This is a genomic window from Mesorhizobium muleiense (assembly GCF_900099905.1).
GTDB lineage: Bacteria > Pseudomonadota > Alphaproteobacteria > Rhizobiales > Rhizobiaceae > Mesorhizobium > Mesorhizobium muleiense.
On sequence record NZ_FNEE01000003.1, the window covers coordinates 209,007 to 227,599 of the forward strand.

General features: G+C 63.8%; 19 protein-coding genes. 10 read left to right on the top strand and 9 right to left on the bottom strand.

Annotation, left to right across the window (positions count from 1 at the left end; all coding sequences use genetic code 11):
* Positions 1 to 147 precede the first annotated feature (147 nt).
* The 7 genes from BLT09_RS08510 (at position 148) to rpsP (ending at position 7,255) form a co-directional block, all read left to right on the top strand.
* Positions 148 to 1,395, top strand: coding sequence for a flavin monoamine oxidase family protein (locus BLT09_RS08510; RefSeq protein WP_091592128.1), 1,248 nt, complete (start codon positions 148 to 150; stop codon positions 1,393 to 1,395).
* Between the two features lie 115 nt (positions 1,396 to 1,510).
* Positions 1,511 to 2,605 (top strand): zinc-binding metallopeptidase family protein, encoded by a 1,095-nt coding sequence (locus tag BLT09_RS08515; protein WP_091592130.1) that lies wholly within the window; start codon positions 1,511 to 1,513, stop codon positions 2,603 to 2,605.
* A 63-nt stretch (positions 2,606 to 2,668) separates the two neighbouring features.
* Positions 2,669 to 3,268 (top strand): DUF1236 domain-containing protein, encoded by a 600-nt coding sequence (locus BLT09_RS08520; protein WP_023803769.1) that lies wholly within the window; start codon positions 2,669 to 2,671, stop codon positions 3,266 to 3,268.
* A gap of 291 nt (positions 3,269 to 3,559) precedes the next feature.
* On the top strand, positions 3,560 to 4,522 hold the full coding sequence (locus BLT09_RS08525) for a CPBP family intramembrane glutamic endopeptidase (protein ID WP_091592132.1): 963 nt from the start codon (positions 3,560 to 3,562) through the stop codon (positions 4,520 to 4,522).
* A 323-nt stretch (positions 4,523 to 4,845) separates the two neighbouring features.
* Complete coding sequence (gene ffh / locus BLT09_RS08530; RefSeq protein ID WP_091592133.1) at positions 4,846 to 6,474, top strand: signal recognition particle protein; 1,629 nt, start codon at positions 4,846 to 4,848, stop codon at positions 6,472 to 6,474.
* A gap of 7 nt (positions 6,475 to 6,481) precedes the next feature.
* Positions 6,482 to 6,808, top strand: coding sequence for a chorismate mutase (locus BLT09_RS08535; RefSeq protein WP_023803766.1), 327 nt, complete (start codon positions 6,482 to 6,484; stop codon positions 6,806 to 6,808).
* A 45-nt stretch (positions 6,809 to 6,853) separates the two neighbouring features.
* Positions 6,854 to 7,255 (top strand): 30S ribosomal protein S16, encoded by a 402-nt coding sequence (gene rpsP, locus BLT09_RS08540; protein ID WP_091592135.1) that lies wholly within the window; start codon positions 6,854 to 6,856, stop codon positions 7,253 to 7,255.
* A 76-nt stretch (positions 7,256 to 7,331) separates the two neighbouring features.
* Here the strand turns inward: rpsP and BLT09_RS08545 are convergent, their stop codons facing one another.
* The 5 genes from BLT09_RS08545 to BLT09_RS34240 form a co-directional block, all read right to left on the bottom strand.
* Complete coding sequence (locus BLT09_RS08545; protein ID WP_091592138.1) at positions 7,332 to 7,595, bottom strand: YMGG-like glycine zipper-containing protein; 264 nt, start codon at positions 7,593 to 7,595, stop codon at positions 7,332 to 7,334.
* A gap of 144 nt (positions 7,596 to 7,739) precedes the next feature.
* Positions 7,740 to 8,150, bottom strand: a complete 411-nt coding sequence (locus BLT09_RS08550; RefSeq protein WP_091592141.1) for a DoxX family protein — start codon at positions 8,148 to 8,150, stop codon at positions 7,740 to 7,742.
* Between the two features lie 124 nt (positions 8,151 to 8,274).
* Positions 8,275 to 9,180 (bottom strand): bestrophin family protein, encoded by a 906-nt coding sequence (locus tag BLT09_RS08555; protein ID WP_091592143.1) that lies wholly within the window; start codon positions 9,178 to 9,180, stop codon positions 8,275 to 8,277.
* Positions 9,181 to 9,500: 320 nt separating this feature from the next.
* Complete coding sequence (locus tag BLT09_RS08560) at positions 9,501 to 10,535, bottom strand: aspartate-semialdehyde dehydrogenase (protein WP_091592145.1); 1,035 nt, start codon at positions 10,533 to 10,535, stop codon at positions 9,501 to 9,503.
* Between the two features lie 107 nt (positions 10,536 to 10,642).
* Complete coding sequence (locus BLT09_RS34240) at positions 10,643 to 10,792, bottom strand: hypothetical protein (RefSeq protein ID WP_167366376.1); 150 nt, start codon at positions 10,790 to 10,792, stop codon at positions 10,643 to 10,645.
* 198 nt (positions 10,793 to 10,990) lie between these two features.
* On the opposite strand from BLT09_RS34240, the gene BLT09_RS08565 reads away from it, so the two are divergent.
* Positions 10,991 to 12,847 carry a DEAD/DEAH box helicase gene (locus BLT09_RS08565; RefSeq protein ID WP_091592147.1) on the top strand — a complete coding sequence of 619 codons (1,857 nt, stop codon included), beginning with the start codon at positions 10,991 to 10,993 and terminating at the stop codon, positions 12,845 to 12,847.
* A gap of 379 nt (positions 12,848 to 13,226) precedes the next feature.
* Positions 13,227 to 13,922, top strand: a complete 696-nt coding sequence (locus BLT09_RS08570; protein WP_091592149.1) for a DUF805 domain-containing protein — start codon at positions 13,227 to 13,229, stop codon at positions 13,920 to 13,922.
* A gap of 60 nt (positions 13,923 to 13,982) precedes the next feature.
* On the opposite strand, the gene leuB is transcribed toward BLT09_RS08570, so the two are convergent.
* From leuB to BLT09_RS08590, 4 genes are all read right to left on the bottom strand, one after another.
* The gene (gene leuB, locus BLT09_RS08575; protein ID WP_091592151.1) at positions 13,983 to 15,086 is read right to left on the bottom strand and encodes a 3-isopropylmalate dehydrogenase; all 1,104 of its coding nucleotides are present in this window, start codon (positions 15,084 to 15,086) and stop codon (positions 13,983 to 13,985) included.
* A gap of 224 nt (positions 15,087 to 15,310) precedes the next feature.
* Entirely contained in the window at positions 15,311 to 15,688 is a 378-nt protein-coding gene (locus BLT09_RS08580) for a RidA family protein (RefSeq protein ID WP_091592449.1), read from the bottom strand.
* A 152-nt stretch (positions 15,689 to 15,840) separates the two neighbouring features.
* Positions 15,841 to 16,149 (bottom strand): hypothetical protein, encoded by a 309-nt coding sequence (locus tag BLT09_RS08585; protein ID WP_091592153.1) that lies wholly within the window; start codon positions 16,147 to 16,149, stop codon positions 15,841 to 15,843.
* Between the two features lie 151 nt (positions 16,150 to 16,300).
* Complete coding sequence (locus BLT09_RS08590; RefSeq protein ID WP_091592154.1) at positions 16,301 to 17,524, bottom strand: argininosuccinate synthase; 1,224 nt, start codon at positions 17,522 to 17,524, stop codon at positions 16,301 to 16,303.
* A gap of 427 nt (positions 17,525 to 17,951) precedes the next feature.
* Between BLT09_RS08590 and BLT09_RS08595 the strand changes: the two genes are divergently transcribed.
* Positions 17,952 to 18,593 (top strand): LysE family translocator, encoded by a 642-nt coding sequence (locus tag BLT09_RS08595; RefSeq protein ID WP_091592156.1) that lies wholly within the window; start codon positions 17,952 to 17,954, stop codon positions 18,591 to 18,593.

The window sequence follows — 18,593 nt, forward strand, 5'->3', positions numbered from 1 at the left end:
CTGCGCATCGTGCTTTCCGAGAATCGGAACCGACTTTCGGGGCCGATGCGCTAAGAACTCGTTTACGCATCCTCGCCGCAGCGCTGGCGAATGCCGGACAACTTGCTTACGATCAAGTAATTATTGTGGCGGGGGACTAGAATATTCATGGAAGACGTTGACGTCGTGGTCATCGGCGCCGGCTCGGCGGGACTTTCCGCCGCCAAGACCCTGCGTGCGGCCGGCCTTTCCTTCAAGCTGGTCGAAGCGATGAACCGTATCGGCGGCCGCGCCTGGACCAGCGACCAGCATTTCGGCGTTCCTTTCGACATCGGCTGCGCCTGGCTGCACGCGGCCAACCGCAATCCCTACTTTCCCGAGGCGCAAGCTGCCCGCTGGACGCTTCATCATCACGACATGAATATCGACCATCTCTATTATCGCAACCGAAAGGCGAGCGAGGACGAAGAAGCCGCAATGAAGGCGGCCGATATCAGGCTGTTCGAGCTGCTGGCGGCGCATGAGGTCAAGGTTGGTGACGACGACCGTCTTTCGGCGTTGCTCGCCAGGGGCCATGCGCCGCGCGCCGCCGCCACCTTTGCCGGGCCGATGGACTTTGGCGCCGACGAGGACGAGATATCGATCCGCGACTTTCAGGCCGCCGCCGATCTCGATCCGAACTACTTCACCAAGGAGGGGTTCGGCGCGCTGGTAGCCCGTTTCGGCGCCGACGTGCCGGTCGAGCTGTCGACGCCGGTGCGGAGAATCCTCTGGGACGAGCCCGGCGTCGCCTGCGTCACCGATCGCGGCACCATCCGCGCCAAGGCGGCCATCGTCACCGCCTCGCCGGCGGTGCTCGCCTTCGAGGAGATCGAATTCGCGCCGGCGCTGCCAGACAGGCATTTCGCTGCTTTCTTCGACCTGCCGATGGGCATGCTAACCAAGCTGCCGGTTGAGATCAGGGGCACAAGGCTCGGGCTGGCGCCGTTCGACGACCTGCTGATCGAGCGGCTGGCCAGGCACGACATCTACTTCCTTTGCTTTCCCTTCGACCTCGACCTGATGGTCGGCTTCGTCGGCGGCGATTTCGCCTGGGAGATGTCGGCGGCGGGCGAGGCGGCAGGCGTCGACTTCGTCGTCGACCGGCTGTGCGCCATCTTCGGCGGCGACGTCAGAAAACATGTCGGGCGCGCCATGATGACCAATTGGGGCGGCGAGCGGTTCGTGCGCGGCGCCTATGCGGCGGCCCGACCTGGCCGTTCGCAGGCGCGCGCCACGCTGATGCAACCGGTGGCGGAAAAAATCTTCTTCGCCGGCGAGCATCTGGCCGGTCCGCTGATGCAGACCTGCGGCGGCGCCAGGCTGTCGGGCGAGGCGGTGGCGAGAACGGTCGCCGCCCAGCTTGCGGCAAAATAGCAACGGCAGGAACGCCGGCCGCCGACAGGCGTTTGGGCGATATGCCGCTGCGCACTATATCCGGGCCTGATGATTTGAGACTTGGTGATTTGAGATCTGGTGATTCGAGATCGGTATGAAGCTCTTCGATTGCCCGCATTGCGGCCACCGCCTCTATTTCGAGAACGCCCAGTGCCTGAACTGCGCCAGCCCCGTGCTTTACGATGCCGGGCATGCGCGCTTCGTGCTGTCTGGCGCCGGCGGCGTTTTCCAGTGCACCAATGCCGACGAGTGCGCCTGCAACTGGATGGCGGAACCTGGCCATGCCTTCTGCCGCGCCTGCGCGCTGAACCAGCTGATCCCGGACCTTTCGGTCGAGGGCAACCGCCGTCGCTGGATCCGCGTCGAAGCGGCAAAGAAGCGGGCAATCTATTCGCTGCTCGCCGCCGGACTGCCGGTCGCACCCAAGCAGAACGCCGGCGACGAGGCTGGCCTCGCCTTCGACTTTCTCGCCGATCCGATCGGCGGTCCGGGTGGCGCGCGCATCCTGACCGGCCATGACAACGGCCTGATCACACTCAATGTCGCCGAGGCGGACTCGGCCGAGCGCGAAAGACGGCGCGTCGAGATGGGCGAGAACTATCGCACTTTGCTCGGCCATTTCCGCCACGAGCTCGGCCACTATTACTGGGACCGCCTGATCCGCGACGACCCGCAACGGCTTGCCGCCTTCCGCACCTTGTTCGGCGACGAGCGCGCCGACTACGAGCAGGCGCTGAAGACCTACCATGCCAATGGCGCGCCGCCCGACTGGCAGCAGGACCACATTTCCGCCTATGCCGCCTCCCATCCCTGGGAGGACTGGGCCGAGACATGGGCGCACCATCTGCACATCGCCGATACGCTGGAGATGGTGCATGCGCTGAATTTCCCGCTCGGCCGGCTGGAAACCGTGGAGGCCAACGACCTGTCGCGGGGCGACACCGGCGGCGAGCTCCAGCCGGCGCCGTCGGAACCTGCCGCCGTTCCCGAACCGTTCGAAAAGATCCTGGCCCGCTGGCTGGTGCTGTCGGAAGCGTCCAACTCGATCAACCGCTGCATGGGCCTGCCGGACCTCTATCCCTTCGTCATCTCGGAGCTGACGGCGCAGAAGCTGGCCTTCGTCCACGAACTCCTGACCGGTGTCGTGAAAGAAACCGGAACAAAACGTGAGCCGGCCGAGGCGTTTTAGCCGGAACGCATGAGGTCTTGTTTCGTTTTCGTTCGCGAGGGACCATCAACACGGAGCGAAACCATGAAGCGCATACTGTTTCCTGCTGTCGCCGGAGCGCTCGTCGCCATGTCCGGCACAGCCTTGGCCGATACAGCCGTATCGGCGGTCGCCGATCTCAACATTCGCGCCGGCCCCGGGCCGCAATACCCGGTGATCGGCGTGCTCGCCGCCGGCCAGTCGGCAACGCTCGATGGCTGCATCCAAAACAGCAAATGGTGCACCATAGCCGAGGCCAATGGCCAAGGCTGGATCTATTCCGACTATGTGACGGCCGATTTCGGAGGCAACGAGGTCGTCCTGACCCGGCGCCCGGCCGACGCAGACATTACCATCGTCGAAGCCCCCGCCGATGTCGACGATCCCGACATCTATACCGGAGCGATCGTCGCTGGCGAGCCGATCGAGCCGATCAGGCGGCCGCCGGCCGAAGTCCGCACCTACATCGAGACCAACCGGGTCGACCCGGTTTATCTCGAGGGCGAGGTGGTTACCGGCGCGACCTTGCCCGATACCGTCGAATTGCGCGAGATTCCGGACTATGACTACCGCTATGTCTATGTGAACGGTCAGCCGGCACTGGTCGACCCCGGCACCCGACGCATCATGTACGTCGAGCGCTGACGGTGCCGAACAGGGCATTCGCCTTGGACGAATGACGGAACTGTCGAAGTCGGCGCCGCCCCTCATCGCCCTGCCGGGCGCTTCTCCCCGTATAGTGACGGGGAGAAGCGGCCTCTTCTGCAATGCTGGCGATTAGCGAAATCGTTGGTAGAGCGCCCCTCTCCCCGTTCACGGGGAGAGGATGCCGGCAGGCAGGTGAGGGGCGGCGCCAACGCCGATTGCCGTGACGATTGCGCGGCACGACCCGATCGAATAGATCATGCGACCCGAAGCACCAGCCTGTGAGCCCGCGTGATAGACCCTGCCGCCTTCGAGCGCTATCGGCATACTCCCAACGCCAAGACGACCCTGCCGCGGCTCCTGCTCGGAACGGCGATCGTCGTCCTGTTCTGGGTCGCGACGACCGTCGCCGTGCTGTTCGGCGGCGCCTATTTCTTCGTCGTCTGGCAAGCATCGTCCGGCGCCCCGATGGAAGGAGGGGCGGTGCAGAATTTCATGGCCTCACCCGCCGGGATCCTCGCCGCGCTCGCCTCCTTTGCCGGAATCTGGCTCGGCCTGTGGGCTGCCATGCGCTGGATCCATCGCGAGCCGCTGATGGCGCTGATCGGCACCAGCCGCCGCGTTTCGCGCTCGGGATTTTTTAGGGGATTGGCCGCGGTGCTGGTCACATCGCTGCTCTCCGAGATACTGCTCTATCTCTTGCAGCCCGACATTGCGCGCGGTGCGATCGGCCTGTCGTCCTGGCTGCTGTTCCTGATCCCGATCGCCGCGCTGACCCTGCTGCAGACCTCGTCCGAAGAGGTGCTGTTTCGCGGCTATCTCCTCAGGGGCCTGGCCAACCGCTTTCAAAACCCCTTCATCTGGGCGCTGCTGCCAGGACTTCTGTTCACTGCGATGCATTGGAACCCAGGCTCGACGACCGCCATCAACGCCTGCGTGCTGGCCTCGATCGCCGCTTTTGCGCTGATCCTGACGCTTGTGGTCTATGCCACGGGCAATCTCGGCGCGGCCTTCGGCGCCCACCTCGGCAACAATCTGACCGGCTTCCTGCTGATTTCGCACCAGCAAAGCTACAATTCCTTCGCCCTGTTCAACGCCAAGCCGCTCGAAGGCCCCGGCTGGACGACGCTTGATGCCGTCCTCATCGCGGCGATCGGCATCGTCTGCAGCCTGTTGACCGTTCTGCTGCTGCTGCACCCGCGCTCGCCGCTGAAGGTCGAGCCGGATTTTTCGCACCCCGGCGGCCCAAGCTGATGCGCATCACGCTGGTGGTGCTGCCATAAACCAAACCGGCCCGGTTCAGCGTATTCGGCCCCGCACCTTGACTCCGCGGCCGATTTCCTGTCTACAGCCCGCGAATTCCGCGACGAGTATCCCTCCGAGCAAGCCGACCGGGACGCCGAAGCCTGTTGAGGCGACGTGCTGTAAATCGATCCTGGAGGCCAACATCCGGCAGCGCTGTGCGCCCCCGGGTGCTTTTTGGCTTTGGGCTTTTGCCTGGACAGCTTGGGTTGGATACTGGGCGCGAACGCATTACCTCTCGGGCATCATCCGGGTGCCAGGGAAAAGGAAGAAGAATGTTTGAATCGCTACAGGAACGTCTTGGTTCGATCCTGAACGGCCTCACCGGCCGCGGCGCCCTGTCCGAGGCCGATGTCTCGGCGGCGCTGCGCGAGGTGCGCCGTGCGCTGCTTGAGGCCGACGTTGCGCTGGAAGTGGTGCGTTCCTTCACCGACAAGGTGCGCGAGAAGGCCGTCGGCGCCGCCGTGCTGAAGTCGATCAAGCCCGGGCAGATGGTCGTCAAGATCGTCCATGACGAGCTGGTCGGGATGCTGGGCGCCGAGGGCGTCGCCATCGACCTCAATGCACCGGCTCCAGTCGTCATCATGATGGTCGGCCTGCAGGGTTCCGGCAAGACCACGACATCGGCCAAGATCGCCAAGCGCCTCACCGAGCGTCAGAACAAGAAGGTCCTGATGGCCTCGCTCGACACGCGGCGTCCCGCCGCGCAGGAGCAGCTCCGTCAGCTCGGCGAGCAGGTCAAGGTCGCCACGCTGCCGATCGTCGAGGGCCAGACGCCGGTCGACATCGCCCGCCGCGCCGTGCAGGCGGCAAAGCTCGGCGGCCATGACGTCGTCATCCTCGACACCGCCGGCCGCACCCATATAGACGAGCCGCTGATGGTCGAGATGGCCGACATCAAGATGGTCTCGTCGCCGCACGAAATCCTTTTGGTCGCCGATTCGCTGACGGGCCAAGATGCCGTCAATCTGGCAAAAAGCTTCGATGAGCGCGTCGGCATCACCGGCCTGGTGCTGACCCGTATGGATGGCGACGGCCGTGGTGGTGCGGCACTTTCCATGCGCGCCGTCACCGGCAAGCCTATCAAGCTGATCGGCACCGGCGAGAAAATGGACGGGCTGGAGGAATTCCATCCCAAGCGCATCGCCGACCGCATTCTCGGCATGGGCGACATCATCAGCCTCGTCGAAAAGGCTGCCGAAAACATCGACGCCGAGCAGGCGGCGGCGATGGCCAAGAAGATGCAGTCGGGCAAGTTCGACCTGAACGATCTTGCCGGCCAGCTTCAGCAGATGTCGAAGATGGGCGGCATGGGCGGCATCATGGGCATGATGCCGGGCATGGGCAAGATGAAGGACCAGATGGCTGCCGCCGGTCTCGACGACAAGATGTTCGGCCGCCAGCTCGCCATCATCTCGTCGATGACCAAGGCCGAGCGCGCCAACCCCGATATTCTGAAGCACTCGCGCAAGAAGCGCATCGCCGCAGGCTCCGGCACCGATGCGGCCGAGATCAACAAGCTCCTGAAGATGCACCGCGGCATGGCCGACATGATGAAAGCGATGGGCGGCAAGGGCAAAGGCGGTGGCCTGATGCGTGGCATGATGGGCGGTCTGGCCCAGAAGATGGGACTCGGCGGCATGATGCCAGGGGGCATGGGTGGCCCGGGCGGCATGATGGGCGGCGGCATGCCGGACCTGTCCAAGATGGACCCCAAGCAGCTCGAAGCCTTGCAGAAGCAAGCACAGGCAGCCGGTCTCGGCGGCATGAAGGGTCTTCCCGGTGGCCTCCCAGGTGGCGGTGGTCTGCCTGGGCTGCCCGGCGGCATGAAGCTTCCTGGTTTGCCTGGATCCGGCGGCGGTCTGCCAATGCTCGGCAAGAACGCCCCTGGCAAGAAGAAGTGAGGGCGCGATGAACGAAGAGAAGGACATGGCCGACGCACGCGCGGCGCTGGTCGACTACCGCGCCTCGATCGACAACATCGACGCAGCGCTCATCCACATGCTGGCCGAGCGTTTCCGCTGCACCAAGGCGGTCGGCGAGCTGAAGGCATCGCATGGCCTGCCGCCGGCCGATCCGGCGCGCGAGCAGCAGCAGATCGCCCGCCTTCGCCAACTGGCGAAGGACGCCCATCTCGACCCGGATTTCGCGGAGAAATTCCTGAACTTCGTCGTCCGCGAAGTGATCCGCCATCACGAGCATATCGCCGCATCCAACGGCGGAACGAAAACCGGCTGAGGACCAGCCGTAAACCCCGAAAATCAGCGTTTTAGGAGAAAAGAAATGCCATTGAAAATCCGACTGGCCCGTGCGGGCTCGAAAAAGCGTCCCTATTACCACGTCGTCGTCGCCGACGCCCGTTCGCCGCGCGACGGCCGTTTCATCGAGTCGCTCGGCTCGTGGAACCCGCTGCTGCCCAAGGACGGCGAGCGGGTCAAGGTCGACGCCGACCGCGTCAAGCATTGGCTCTCGCACGGCGCCCAGCCGACCGACCGCGTGCTGCGCTTCCTCGACGAGGCCGGCATCGCCAAGCGCGAGGCCCGCTCCAATCCCAAGAAGGCCGAGCCCGGCAAGAAGGCGCAGGAACGCGCCGCACTTCTGAAGAAGGCGCAGGACGATGCAGCCGCCGCGGTTGCCACTGCGGCAGCCGCGCCGGCCGAGGCGGAAGCCGCGACCGCCGAATAATCTGCTTTTTATCGCTTACGGAACGGCGGGCGCTTTGCCCGCCGTTCCATTTCGTCGGAGCTATGACGCGGCCCGATCAATAGCCTGCCGGGCAGCGGGCGATGTAGACGCCTCCATAGCGATCGCGATAGCGGCACCGGCCGGGTTCGGTCGCACGACCGATCAGTGCGCCGGCGACGGCGCCGACAGCACCACCAACAACAGCTCCCTCCACCGGGTCATTTGCAACGGCAGCGCCGACAGCAGCGCCTCCCAGGCCACCGACCGCGGCGCCCTGTTCTGTCCGGGAACAGGCTGCGAGCGTGGTTGCCAATATGATCAGGACCACCAATTTCTTCATCGTCGCTCCTCCCAAATGGGGTTTTCCGTCCTCGCCCCACATCGTCTAACTCGCAACCGGGCGATTTGATCCACGGACAAGGAAGAAGGGTGGCGGCGCCCTCTCTGGCGGCGCGACCGCCATCGAACGGCTTTGATGTCGCCGCTACCGGCTGAACGGGATCAGCGAGCGCACCCCGGGATTGCGCAGGAAAAGGCCGCCCCACAGAATGAGGCCGAGATAGACGCCGAACAATGTGTGCGAGAACAGCGGGCTGCCAAGACGCGCGTGGGTCGCGATGGCGCCGCCGAGATAGGCGGTCAGCAGGACGGCGCCGAGCACCGAGGTGCGCGGCACCGCATAGAGCGCGGTCGAGACCAGCCCGACGATGCCGAGCATGCGCGAGACATCGGGATCGGCCGGCCAGCCGAGTTGCACCATGGTCTGGGTGACGACATCGAGCGGCGGCAGCTTGATGACGCCGTCGAAGGTCATGAACAGCACGATGAGGGCGCTGAGCCCGCGGCCGGTCCACAGCGCGCTCGGCGTGACGGATGCTGTTTGAGACATGGTCATTGGTCCTCCGGTTGTTTCGAGCCCTCTTGGCGAGGGTCGAACCAAGGACGCGGCGTGAGGCGGCGATCCGACACGCTTATGATTTTTCCAGCGCACGGTGCTTCGGTGAGCGCGGGAACAAACCCTAGGAAAAATAGTATTTTTTGGCGGGGATCATTTTTGGCGGCGCTTCGCCGAGCGCCTCGAACACCGAGATTTCACAGACGCGGCACAGACCGTCGAGGGCGAGATCGTTGGCCGCGGTGCCGAACGGGTCCTCGAGTTCCTCCGAAAGCGCGTCGAGGCCGAAAAAGGTGTAGGCGATCAGCGCCGTGAACAGCGGCGTCGCCCAACCGGCAGTCGAGGCCAGCCCAAATGGCAGCAGCAGGCAGAAGATATAGGCGGTGCGCTGCAACAGCAGCGTGTAGGCAAACGGAAGCGGTGTTCCCATGATGCGCTCGCAGCCGGCCTGCGCTGCGGCGATTTGTGACAGGCGCTCGTCGAGAATGCGGTAGCCCATGACATCGATTGCGCCGGCCCTGTACAACGCGGCGGCTCGCTCGCCCATCCGCCGCAGCATGGCGTCCGGCGGGTTGGCCAGCTTGGCAGCACTTTCGGCCGCTTCATCGATGAACGCGCGTGCTTCGGTCGTGGCATCGACCCGCCGAAGCAGGCCGCGCAGGAAGTGACAGAAGGCGATCGCCTCCATCAGCAGCCCGCGCAGTTCGACCCGATCCTCGATCAACCCGGTGCTGGCGCGCGCCAGATTGCGAATGTCGAACACAAGCTGGCCCCACAGCTTGCGCGCCTCCCACCAGCGGTCGTAGGCGGCATTGTTACGGAAGCCGAGATAAATCGACAGCGCCACACCGAGCAAGGCGAGCGGCGCTGGCCCGGCATTGCCGAGGTCAAGCTGCAGGGCCCTGACCGCCAGCACCACCAGTGCGCCATAAATGCCGAAGCCGAAGATCTGCGGCAGGATGCGCGGCACCACCGAGCCGCGCATGATGAAGAACAGATGCAAAAATCCCGGGCGCGGGCGAACGATCATCGAAACCCCTTTCACGGACCGGCAATGATCCTGATCGGTTCCATTGTGCGACGCAATACACGCACAAGCCCAGCCGCCAGCGACATGGCGATGTCGTCTTGCCGGTTTGAGGGCAGAGCAGGGCCAGGTGGTGCCGGCCCGACGCGACCTAACTGAGGCGCCGGTGCCACCCCTCATCCGCCTGCCGGCCCCTTCTCCCCGTGAACGGGGAGAAGGGGCTAACGGCCGAAGGCCGAGCCCGCGACTGCGGGCCGCCGGTTGTCCGGCGCCCCCGCGGAGGGCCCGCCGCAGCAGCGGCGATACGGCCCGTGAGCGAGAAGTTACGCCGCCTTTTTCTTCGGTTGGATCAGCCCGCGCTCGATCAGCAATTCGGCGATCTGCACCGCGTTGAGTGCCGCGCCCTTGCGCAGATTGTCGGAGACGATCCACATCGACAGGCCGTTGTCGACGGTCGAATCCTCGCGGATGCGCGAGATGAAGGTCGCGTCCTCGCCGGCCGAGTCCAGCGGCGTGATGTAGCCGCCGTCCTCGCGCTTGTCGAGAACCTGGCAGCCCGGCGCTTCGCGCAGGATCTCACGCGCTTCCTCGGCGGTGATCGGCTTTTCGAATTCGATATTGACCGCTTCCGAATGGCCGATGAACACCGGCACGCGCACGCAGGTCGCCGTCAGCTTGATCTTGGGATCGAGCATCTTCTTGGTCTCGGCGACCATCTTCCATTCTTCCTTGGTGAAGCCGTCGTCGAGGAAGACGTCGATGTGCGGGATGACGTTGAAGGCGATGCGCTTGGTGAACTTCTTGACGTCGACCTGGTCGGCGACGAACACCGCGCGGGTCTGCGTGAACAGTTCGTCCATGCCTTCCTTGCCGGCGCCGGACACCGATTGATAGGTGGCGACGACGACACGCTTGATGGTGGCGAGGTCATGCAGCGGCTTCAGCGCCACGACCAGCTGCGCCGTCGAGCAGTTCGGGTTGGCGATGATGTTCTTGCGCGTGAACAGCGAAATCGCGTCCGGGTTCACTTCCGGCACGATCAGCGGCACGTCCTGGTCATAGCGGAAGGCCGACGAATTATCGATGACGACGCAGCCCTGCTTGCCGATCTTCGGCGACCATTCCTTCGAAACGTTGCCGCCGGCCGACATGATGCAGATGTCGGTATCGGAAAAATCATATTGGTCGAGCGCCCTGACCTTCAGCGTGCGATCGCCGAACGACACTTCTGTGCCCTGGCTGCGCCGCGAGGCCAGCGCTACCACCTCGCTCACTGGAAAGCCGCGCTCTTCCAGTATGTTGAGCATTTCCCGACCCACATTGCCCGTGGCGCCGACGATTGCAACCTTGAAACTCATCGAAATCTCCTGTCCTCCCCGCTCGGTTTCTTTGGAGAAAACCCGCCGGCCGATGCGGGTTTCAACCCCCGGGCCGGACCCGGGAGAGGGTGGTTAGGCCAAGGGAATCAGACCGTTTTTGTGGTCGTTTTACCGGTTTTTTTGGCCAAGAACGTGGTTTTGCTGGAACGAGCAGACGCGCCGAGACGCCCGGCCCAATGGTTCGCATTGCGGCCGGGAACGTCGAAGGCAAGAAGCGCCATCAAAAGGCCGCGCATCGAAACTACCCCATTCGGTGCCGGCTTTTACGCGGTTTGCGTAAAGAGTCAATCGCGACGCGGCGAGGCGCTTGCCCTGTACAATGGCGGCGGCGCGAAGTACGAACGATTGGATCGTTTGGCTCGTGGCGCTCCTGGCGCTCGCCGACGGATGACCCATTGCCGGGCATAAAAGAATCCGAATTCCGAAAGAGTGAAATGTCCAATTTCGAAGCACTTGTCCCCGCGCTGGCAAAGGCGCTGGAAAAACGCGGCTATGTCGAGCTGACGCCGGTGCAGAAGGCGGTACTTGAGCTCGGGCAGGCCGATGCGCTGGTTTCCGCCCAGACCGGCTCCGGCAAGACCGTCGCCTTCGGGCTGGCTCTGGCGCCGACCCTTCTCGACGGCGCCGAGCGCTTTTCCCATGCCGCAGCACCGCTGGCGCTGGCCGTGGCACCGACGCGGGAGCTCGCTTTGCAGGTGACGCGCGAACTCGAATGGCTCTACGAACTGACCGGCGCAGCGATAGCGTCCTGCGTCGGCGGCATGGACATGCGGACCGAGCGCCGCACGTTGGAGCGCGGCGCCCATATCGTCGTCGGCACGCCCGGCCGGCTGCGCGACCACATCACCCGCAATTCGCTCGACATGTCCGAGCTGAAGGCAGTGGTGCTCGACGAGGCCGACGAGATGCTCGATCTCGGCTTTCGCGAGGATCTGGAATTCATCCTCGACGCCGCGCCGGCCGAGCGCCGCACCTTGATGTTTTCGGCGACCGTGCCGCGCTCCATCGCCACGCTGGCCAAGGGCTACCAGCGCGATGCGGTGCGCATCTCGGCCGCCGGCGAGGAGAAGCAGCATCTCGACATTGAATACCGGGCGCTGAGCGTGGCCCAGGCCGACCGGGAAAATGCCATCATCAACGTGCTGCGCTATTACGAGGCGAAGAACGCACTGGTGTTCTGCAACACGCGCGCTGCCGTCAATCACCTGACCGCGCGCTTCAACAACCGCAACTTTTCCGTCGTCGCGCTTTCGGGCGAGCTGAGCCAGAACGAGCGCAGCCACGCGCTGCAGGCGATGCGCGACGGCCGCGCAAAAGTCTGCATCGCCACCGACGTGGCGGCGCGCGGCATCGACCTGCCCAACCTCGAACTGGTGATCCACGCCGACCTGCCGACCAATCCGGAGACGCTTCTGCACCGAAGCGGGCGGACGGGACGGGCGGGACGCAAGGGTGTCAGCGCGCTGATCGTGCCCAACAATGCTCGCAGGCGCACCGAACGGCTGCTGCAAAGCGCTGGCCTTGCGGCGACATGGGCAAGCCCGCCTTCGGCCGACGACGTCCTGCGCCGCGACGACGAGCGCATCCTCGCCGACCCGGTTTTCAGCGAGCCTGTGACGGATGATGAACGCGGCTTCATCAATGCGCTTCTTGAGCAGCATGGCCCCGATCAGGTGGCCGCCGCCTTCGTGCGTCTGTGCCGTTCCAGCCGTTCGGCGCCCGAGGATCTTTTAGACGTCGCTCCGTTCACGCCGTCGGGCGACAGGCCCTCTGGCGACAGATCTGCCCGTCGCGACGAGGCGCCAAGCCGCCGCGACGATTTCGGCGACAGCGTCTGGTTCTCGCTGTCGGTGGGACGCAGGCAGAATGCCGAGCCGCGCTGGCTGATCCCGATGCTGTGCCGGACCGGCGGCATCTCCAAGCGCGAGATCGGCGCCATCAAGATGCAGCCGGAGGAAACTTTCGTGCAGATCGCAGCGGATTGGGCCGATCGGTTCCTCCAGGCGATCGGCCCGGATCGCAAGCTGCAGAACAACATCGCGGTGAAGCGGCTGGACGGCACGCCCGACCTGTCGCGGGCCGGCTATCAGGAGCAACGGCCGGACAAGAAGCCGCACCGCGGCAAGCGGACGTTCGACCAGAACGCGCCCAAATTCGAGAAGCGCGCACCGTCAGCCGATCAGCGCCCCGCCGCATTCGAGGCAAAGCCCTGGGCCGGGAAGGCAGGCAAGCCGAAATTCGACAAGGCCGGACCCGCCAAGAGCAAGAAAGCGAAGAAGCGGCCGGCTTAGCGATTTGCTGGCATCGTTGGCTTGTCATGGCCTGCAAGGGCTGGCCCTCGCCAAGGGAAATCGATACAGGTCTGCGCCGCCCCTCATCCGCCTGCCGGCACCTTCTCCCCGTCAACGGGGAGAAGCCCGCTGGCCGCAGCCTCGGCGTTCTTTCCGCGACGCCCGCGATTGGCGAAACCGGCGATGACAGCGTCCTTCTCCCCGTCACTATACGGGGAGTGCCCGACAGGGCGATGAGGGGCGGCGAAGACTTCGACGATTGGACGTCTTCAACACGAGTGGCGCGCTATCTTTTGTCTGGAGCGATGCTCCCGCGCCCGCACCCCTTGCGGTCTGCCGCAACTTTGAACAGTCTGGCCAGCGGGACGAGGGGCAGGACATGCGCGGCGAAGTTCTTCACTATGACGAGGACCACGGTTTTGGTTTCATCACCGGAGCCGACGGCAACCGCTACACGTTTGCGCGCGAGGATCTGCGCCGAGAGGCGACGATAGGCAGGGGCGCGGCCATCGAGTTCCAGCCGGCCGGCGGACGGGCACGCGAGATTTTTTCGATCTGCGCCCAAACTGCCAGCCCGCCTGCCGATGCGCCCGCCGCAATCGCCGCCCCGACTCAAACCGGCAATGCGCCCGTGGCGCCGCAACATTTCGGCCGTTTCGCTGAAAATGCTCCCGCCACCGACCTTTGGAGCTACTTCCGGCGGGGCCTGACTGAAAATTACTTCAATTTCGCCGGCCGTGCCCGCCGCAAGGAATATTGGGGCTATTGCCTGTTCTGGGCGATCGCGCTGATCGTGGTCGTCGGCGTCGGCCTTTTCATCGACGACGCGATGGGCGATCTTGACGAATTGCCGGCAGCGACGGTCGGTCTTTGCGGCGCGTTTGTGCTGGCGACAATCCCGCCTTGGATCGGACTGAACGTGCGTCGCCTGCACGACATCGGCCTGACCGGCTGGCTTTTTCTGGCGCTGCTCATCCCGACCATCGGCTGGCTGATCATCCTGGTCTTCGCGCTGATCCCGACGCAGGCCCGTGAAAATCAGTGGGGCCCGGTGCCGGCGGGGGTCAGGGCCTAGCAGCTCGACACAGCGATTTTGAGGGGCTGGAAGCCGGGCGGACGTCGATCGCCAGCAGGCTTAGCCCAGGAACCTGGCGATGATCGCGTCGCCCATCTCAGCGGTGCCGACCTCGGTCATGCCAGGGGAAAGAATATCCCTGGTGCGCAAGCCCTGGTCGAGCACGGCGGCGATGGCGCTTTCCAGGCGGTCGGCCTCGGCCACCATGCCGAAGGAATAGCGCATGCACATGGCGAAGGAGGCGATCATGGCGATCGGGTTGGCGATGCCCTTGCCCGCAATGTCCGGCGCCGAACCGTGCACCGGCTCGTAGAGCGCCTTGCGCTTTTTCGTCTTGGCATCCGGCGCGCCGAGCGACGCCGAGGGCAGCATGCCGATCGAGCCGGTCAGCATGGCGGCGATGTCGGACAGCATGTCGCCGAACAGGTTGTCGGTGACGATGACGTCGAATTGTTTCGGCCAGCGCACCAACTGCATGCCGCCCGCGTCGGCCAGCATGTGGTCGAGCTTGACGTCGGCGTATCTGGCCTTGTGGGTCTGGCTGACGACCTCGTTCCACAAAACGCCGGATTTCATCACATTGCGCTTTTCCATCGAGGTCACATGGTTCTTGCGAGTCCGCGCCAATTCGAAGGCGACGCCCGAGATGCGCTCGATCTCGAACGTGTCGTAGACCTGGGTGTCGATGCCGCGCTTCTGGCCGTTGCCGAGATCGATGATCTGCTTCGGCTCGCCGAAATAGACGCCGCCGGTGAGCTCGCGAACGATCAGAATGTCGAGCCCCTCGACCACCTCCTGCTTGAGCGAGGAGGATGCCGCCAGCGCCGGATAGCAGATGGCCGGCCTGAGATTGGCGAACAGCTCCATGTCCTTGCGCAGCCGCAGCAGTCCGGCTTCCGGGCGCACCTCATACGGCACCGCATCCCATTTCGGCCCGCCGACGGCGCCGAACAGCACCGCGTCGGCGGCCATCGCCTTGGCCATGTCGGCATCGGAAATCGCCGCGCCATGCGCGTCATAGGCGCAGCCGCCGACCAGCCCCTCATCGGTGACAAAACCGCTGTCGAGCTTGTCGTTCATGGCGGCGATCAGCTTCTTCACCTCGGCCATCGCCTCGGGGCCGATGCCGTCGCCGGCGAGCAGGAGAAGATTTTTCGAAGCCATCCGGAACCGTCCCAATTGTGGCGCATGAAATCGGAATCGATTTCGCAAAGCATCATGCGCAGAAACAAAATTCTACAGCGTCCCTTTTCGCGGCGGAAGGACGCGCGGCGCTGTCGTGAGCCGCGGCCTTGCTAAACGCCAAGTGGGCTATGTGCAAGCCTTTGCATCCTTGTCGATGAACGCGCCTCGACAAGGTCGCGCAAGCTCCTGCACCGCCGCCGAACTCAGCGCTTGAGTGCCGTCACTTCGATCTCGATCTTCATTTCCGGCTTGTTGAGCTGACAGACGATCATCGTCGCCGCCGGCCTGATGTCACCAAAAGCCTCGCCGAGGAGCGGAAAGACGATGTCGACGAAAGCCGCGTCGGTGATGTAGTAATGCGCCCGCACCACATCGGCCATCTCAAAACCGCCGTCCTGCAACGCCTTGGCAATCGTTGCCAGGCAATTGCGCGTCTGCGCCTCGACCGTCTCCGGCATCGACATGGTCGCATAGTCGTAGCCCGTTGTTCCGGAAACGAAACACCAGTCGCCCTGCACCACGGCGCGCGAATAACCGGCGGCCTTCTCGAAGGGCGAGCCGGTGGAGATCAGTTTTCGCATGGTTCCCTCGGATATTCCTGAGGCGATATTGAGCTGAAGACGTGCCTTCCGGCCATGGGCCAGGCGGGGGTGGATCGACAGTGCAAAAAACCTTTGATGTGAAACGACGGTAGAGACATCGAGCGCAATGCGCGTAGCCAGCGCCTGACCCGTCACTTACCCTTAATGACCTTCCAAATCTCGGTCGGTTGATTGAGCTGGAGGCTGTTGATGTCGGACGCGGTAATTCGGCCACTGAGCACCGCATCGCGCAGGCGCTGACAGAAGAGGCTTGGCATGCGTTCCTGGGACACACCCATGAAGGCGGAGGTCTCATGTTTGAGCGTAATGCTCCATACAGCGACAGCGGCGATGCAGCGGTTGTACCCAGCCTCGGGATTCTTCTTCGCGGTGTCCTGCCCAGTCTGGCAACCTGCCAGCGCGCCGACCATCGCCGGCAAAATCAAAAACCTCAATCTCATAGCAAATTCCCCTGCCCATTGCGAAAGCAGTTGGACAAGATCGCCGAGAGGTCAAGCGAGAAAGCATCTGGTCTAGTCTTTTGATGTCGGTATATTAGGGGATACAAATAAGGAACCCAGCTTTCACCGGGTTCTACATGTCCTATTCTGGTTAGCTCTTTCGACTGCGCGCCGCCAGCGTCCGCAACCTCAGCGCGTTGAGGCGGATGAAGCCTTCGGCGTCCTTCTGGTCGTAGGCGCCGCGGTCGTCCTCGAAGGTGACCAGCGCGTCGGAATAGAGCGTCTTCGTCGACTTGCGGCCGGTGACGATGACGTTGCCCTTGTAGAGTTTCAGCCGCACCGTGCCTTCGACATCTTCCTGGCTCTTGTCGATCATCGCCTGCAGCATCAGGCGCTCGGGCGCGAACCAGAAGCCGTTGTAGATCAGCTCGGCGTAGCGCGGCATGAACTCGTCCTTGAGGTGGGCGGCGCCACGGTCGAGCGTGATCGATTCGATCGCCCGGTGGGCTGATATCAGGATGGTGCCGCCGGGGGTCTCGTAGACGCCGCGCGATTTCATGCCAACGAAACGGTTCTCGACAAGATCGAGCCGGCCGATGCCGTTGTCGCGGCCGAGATCGTTTAGCGCCGCCAGCATCGTCGCCGGCGACAGTTTTTTGCCGTCGAGCGCGATCGGATCGCCCTTCAGGAATTCGATCTCGATTTCGGTGACCTTGTCCGGCGCGTCCATCGGCGAGATGGTGCGCTGATGGACGAATTCCGGCGGCTCGCTCCATGGATCTTCAAGCACTTTGCCTTCGGAGGACGAATGCAGAAGATTGGCGTCGACCGAAAACGGCGCGTCGCCCTTCTTGTCCTTCGGCACCGGAATCTGGTGCTGCTCGGCGAAGTTGATCAGGTCGGTGCGCGATTTGAACGACCAGTCGCGCCATGGCGCGATGACCTTGATGTCGGGGTTTAGCGCATAGGCCGAAAGCTCGTAACGGACCTGGTCGTTGCCCTTGCCGGTGGAGCCATGCGCAACCGCATCGGCGCCGGTCTCCCTTGCGATCTCGACCAGATGTTTCGCAATCAGCGGGCGGGCGATCGAGGTGCCGAGCAAATAGGTGCCTTCATAGACGGCATTGGCGCGGAACATCGGGAAGACAAAGTCGGAGACGAACTCCTCGCGCACGTCGACGATGCGGATATCCTTGATGCCCATCATCTCGGCCTTGCGCCGCGCCGGTTCCAACTCGTCGCCCTGGCCGAGATCGGCGGTGAAGGTGACCACCTCGGCGCCAAGCTCGGTCTGCAGCCATTTCAGGATGATGGAGGTGTCAAGGCCGCCGGAATAGGCGAGCACGACCTTCTTGACGGCTTTTGCTTTCGACATTTGGCTATTCCACGACAGGGTTCTTTGCGGGCGAGGTATCACGGCGTTTCCGCCTTGCGCAAGGGACGAACAGTGTTCCGGAGGGCAATCGTTCCTTCCTGGCGTTTGCACCGCCCCTCACCTGCCTGCCGGCATCCTCTCCCCGTATAGTGACCGGGAGAGGAGGCGGCTTCATCGGTTTCGCCAAACTCTAACGCTGCAAGAACGGCGCTGAGGCTGCGGCCAGCCCCTTTCTCCCCGTCACTATACGGGGAGAAATGCCCGGCAGGGCAATGAGGGGCGGCGCCGACATTTGACGATTGGCTTCCCGAGTTGGGCGCGATTGTTTGTCGGAGTCTCGCTATACCAGACGCCGTGCTTGCGAGAAGCTGGCGCGGGCTTGGCACCTGCGCTATAGGCTGCGCTTTCTTTATCCAGGGGCCCGCAGATGTCCTTCATTCCCGACACCACCACGCTGATCCAGTTCGCCATCGCCACCGTGATCCTGGCGATCACGCCAGGCCCCGACATGACGCTGTTCGTGTCGCGCACGCTGAGCCATGGCCGCGCCACCGGCTTTGCCTCGATGGCCGGCGCGCTGTTCGGCACGCTGATCCACACCACGCTGGTGGTGGTCGGCATCTCGGCGTTGATCGTCGCCTCGCCGATGTCTTTCCTGGCCCTGAAGATCTTCGGCGCTGCCTATCTCGTCTTCCTGGCGTGGCAAGCGATCACCAAGGGATCGGCGTTTTCGCCCGAGAAGAAGAGCGGGCCGGAGATTTCACTGTTCCGTGCCTGGGCGGCAGGGCTCGGCGTCAATCTGCTCAACCCGAAGATCATCCTGTTCTTCATGACCTTCCTGCCGCAGTTCGTCTCGGCCCATGATCCGAACGCGCCCGGAAAACTGTTCTTCCTCGGCGCGATGTTCGTCGTTTTGTCGATCCCGGTAACAGCGCCGATGGTCTTTGCGGCAGAAAAGTTCTCGAGCGCGATGAAAGCAAGCCCGCGGGTAACGCGCGTCGTCGACTATCTGTTCGCCGGGGTGTTTTCGGCCTTCGCGCTCAAGATCCTGACCGCCCAGGCGAAGTAG

Excerpts from the sequence above, each read along its gene's own strand:
- BLT09_RS08510 (WP_091592128.1), top strand. The coding sequence starts at position 148 with ATGGAAGACGTTGACGTCGTGGTCATCGGCGCCGGCTCGGCGGGACTT.
- BLT09_RS08515 (WP_091592130.1), top strand. The coding sequence starts at position 1,511 with ATGAAGCTCTTCGATTGCCCGCATTGCGGCCACCGCCTCTATTTCGAG.
- BLT09_RS08520 (WP_023803769.1), top strand. The coding sequence starts at position 2,669 with ATGAAGCGCATACTGTTTCCTGCTGTCGCCGGAGCGCTCGTCGCCATG.
- ffh (WP_091592133.1), top strand. The coding sequence starts at position 4,846 with ATGTTTGAATCGCTACAGGAACGTCTTGGTTCGATCCTGAACGGCCTC.
- BLT09_RS08535 (WP_023803766.1), top strand. The coding sequence starts at position 6,482 with ATGAACGAAGAGAAGGACATGGCCGACGCACGCGCGGCGCTGGTCGAC.
- rpsP (WP_091592135.1), top strand. The coding sequence starts at position 6,854 with ATGCCATTGAAAATCCGACTGGCCCGTGCGGGCTCGAAAAAGCGTCCC.
- BLT09_RS08545 (WP_091592138.1), bottom strand. The coding sequence starts at position 7,595 with ATGAAGAAATTGGTGGTCCTGATCATATTGGCAACCACGCTCGCAGCC.
- BLT09_RS08550 (WP_091592141.1), bottom strand. The coding sequence starts at position 8,150 with ATGACCATGTCTCAAACAGCATCCGTCACGCCGAGCGCGCTGTGGACC.
- BLT09_RS08555 (WP_091592143.1), bottom strand. The coding sequence starts at position 9,180 with ATGATCGTTCGCCCGCGCCCGGGATTTTTGCATCTGTTCTTCATCATG.
- BLT09_RS08560 (WP_091592145.1), bottom strand. The coding sequence starts at position 10,535 with ATGAGTTTCAAGGTTGCAATCGTCGGCGCCACGGGCAATGTGGGTCGG.
- BLT09_RS34240 (WP_167366376.1), bottom strand. The coding sequence starts at position 10,792 with ATGCGCGGCCTTTTGATGGCGCTTCTTGCCTTCGACGTTCCCGGCCGC.
- BLT09_RS08565 (WP_091592147.1), top strand. The coding sequence starts at position 10,991 with ATGTCCAATTTCGAAGCACTTGTCCCCGCGCTGGCAAAGGCGCTGGAA.
- BLT09_RS08570 (WP_091592149.1), top strand. The coding sequence starts at position 13,227 with ATGCGCGGCGAAGTTCTTCACTATGACGAGGACCACGGTTTTGGTTTC.
- leuB (WP_091592151.1), bottom strand. The coding sequence starts at position 15,086 with ATGGCTTCGAAAAATCTTCTCCTGCTCGCCGGCGACGGCATCGGCCCC.
- BLT09_RS08580 (WP_091592449.1), bottom strand. The coding sequence starts at position 15,688 with ATGCGAAAACTGATCTCCACCGGCTCGCCCTTCGAGAAGGCCGCCGGT.
- BLT09_RS08585 (WP_091592153.1), bottom strand. The coding sequence starts at position 16,149 with ATGAGATTGAGGTTTTTGATTTTGCCGGCGATGGTCGGCGCGCTGGCA.
- BLT09_RS08590 (WP_091592154.1), bottom strand. The coding sequence starts at position 17,524 with ATGTCGAAAGCAAAAGCCGTCAAGAAGGTCGTGCTCGCCTATTCCGGC.
- BLT09_RS08595 (WP_091592156.1), top strand. The coding sequence starts at position 17,952 with ATGTCCTTCATTCCCGACACCACCACGCTGATCCAGTTCGCCATCGCC.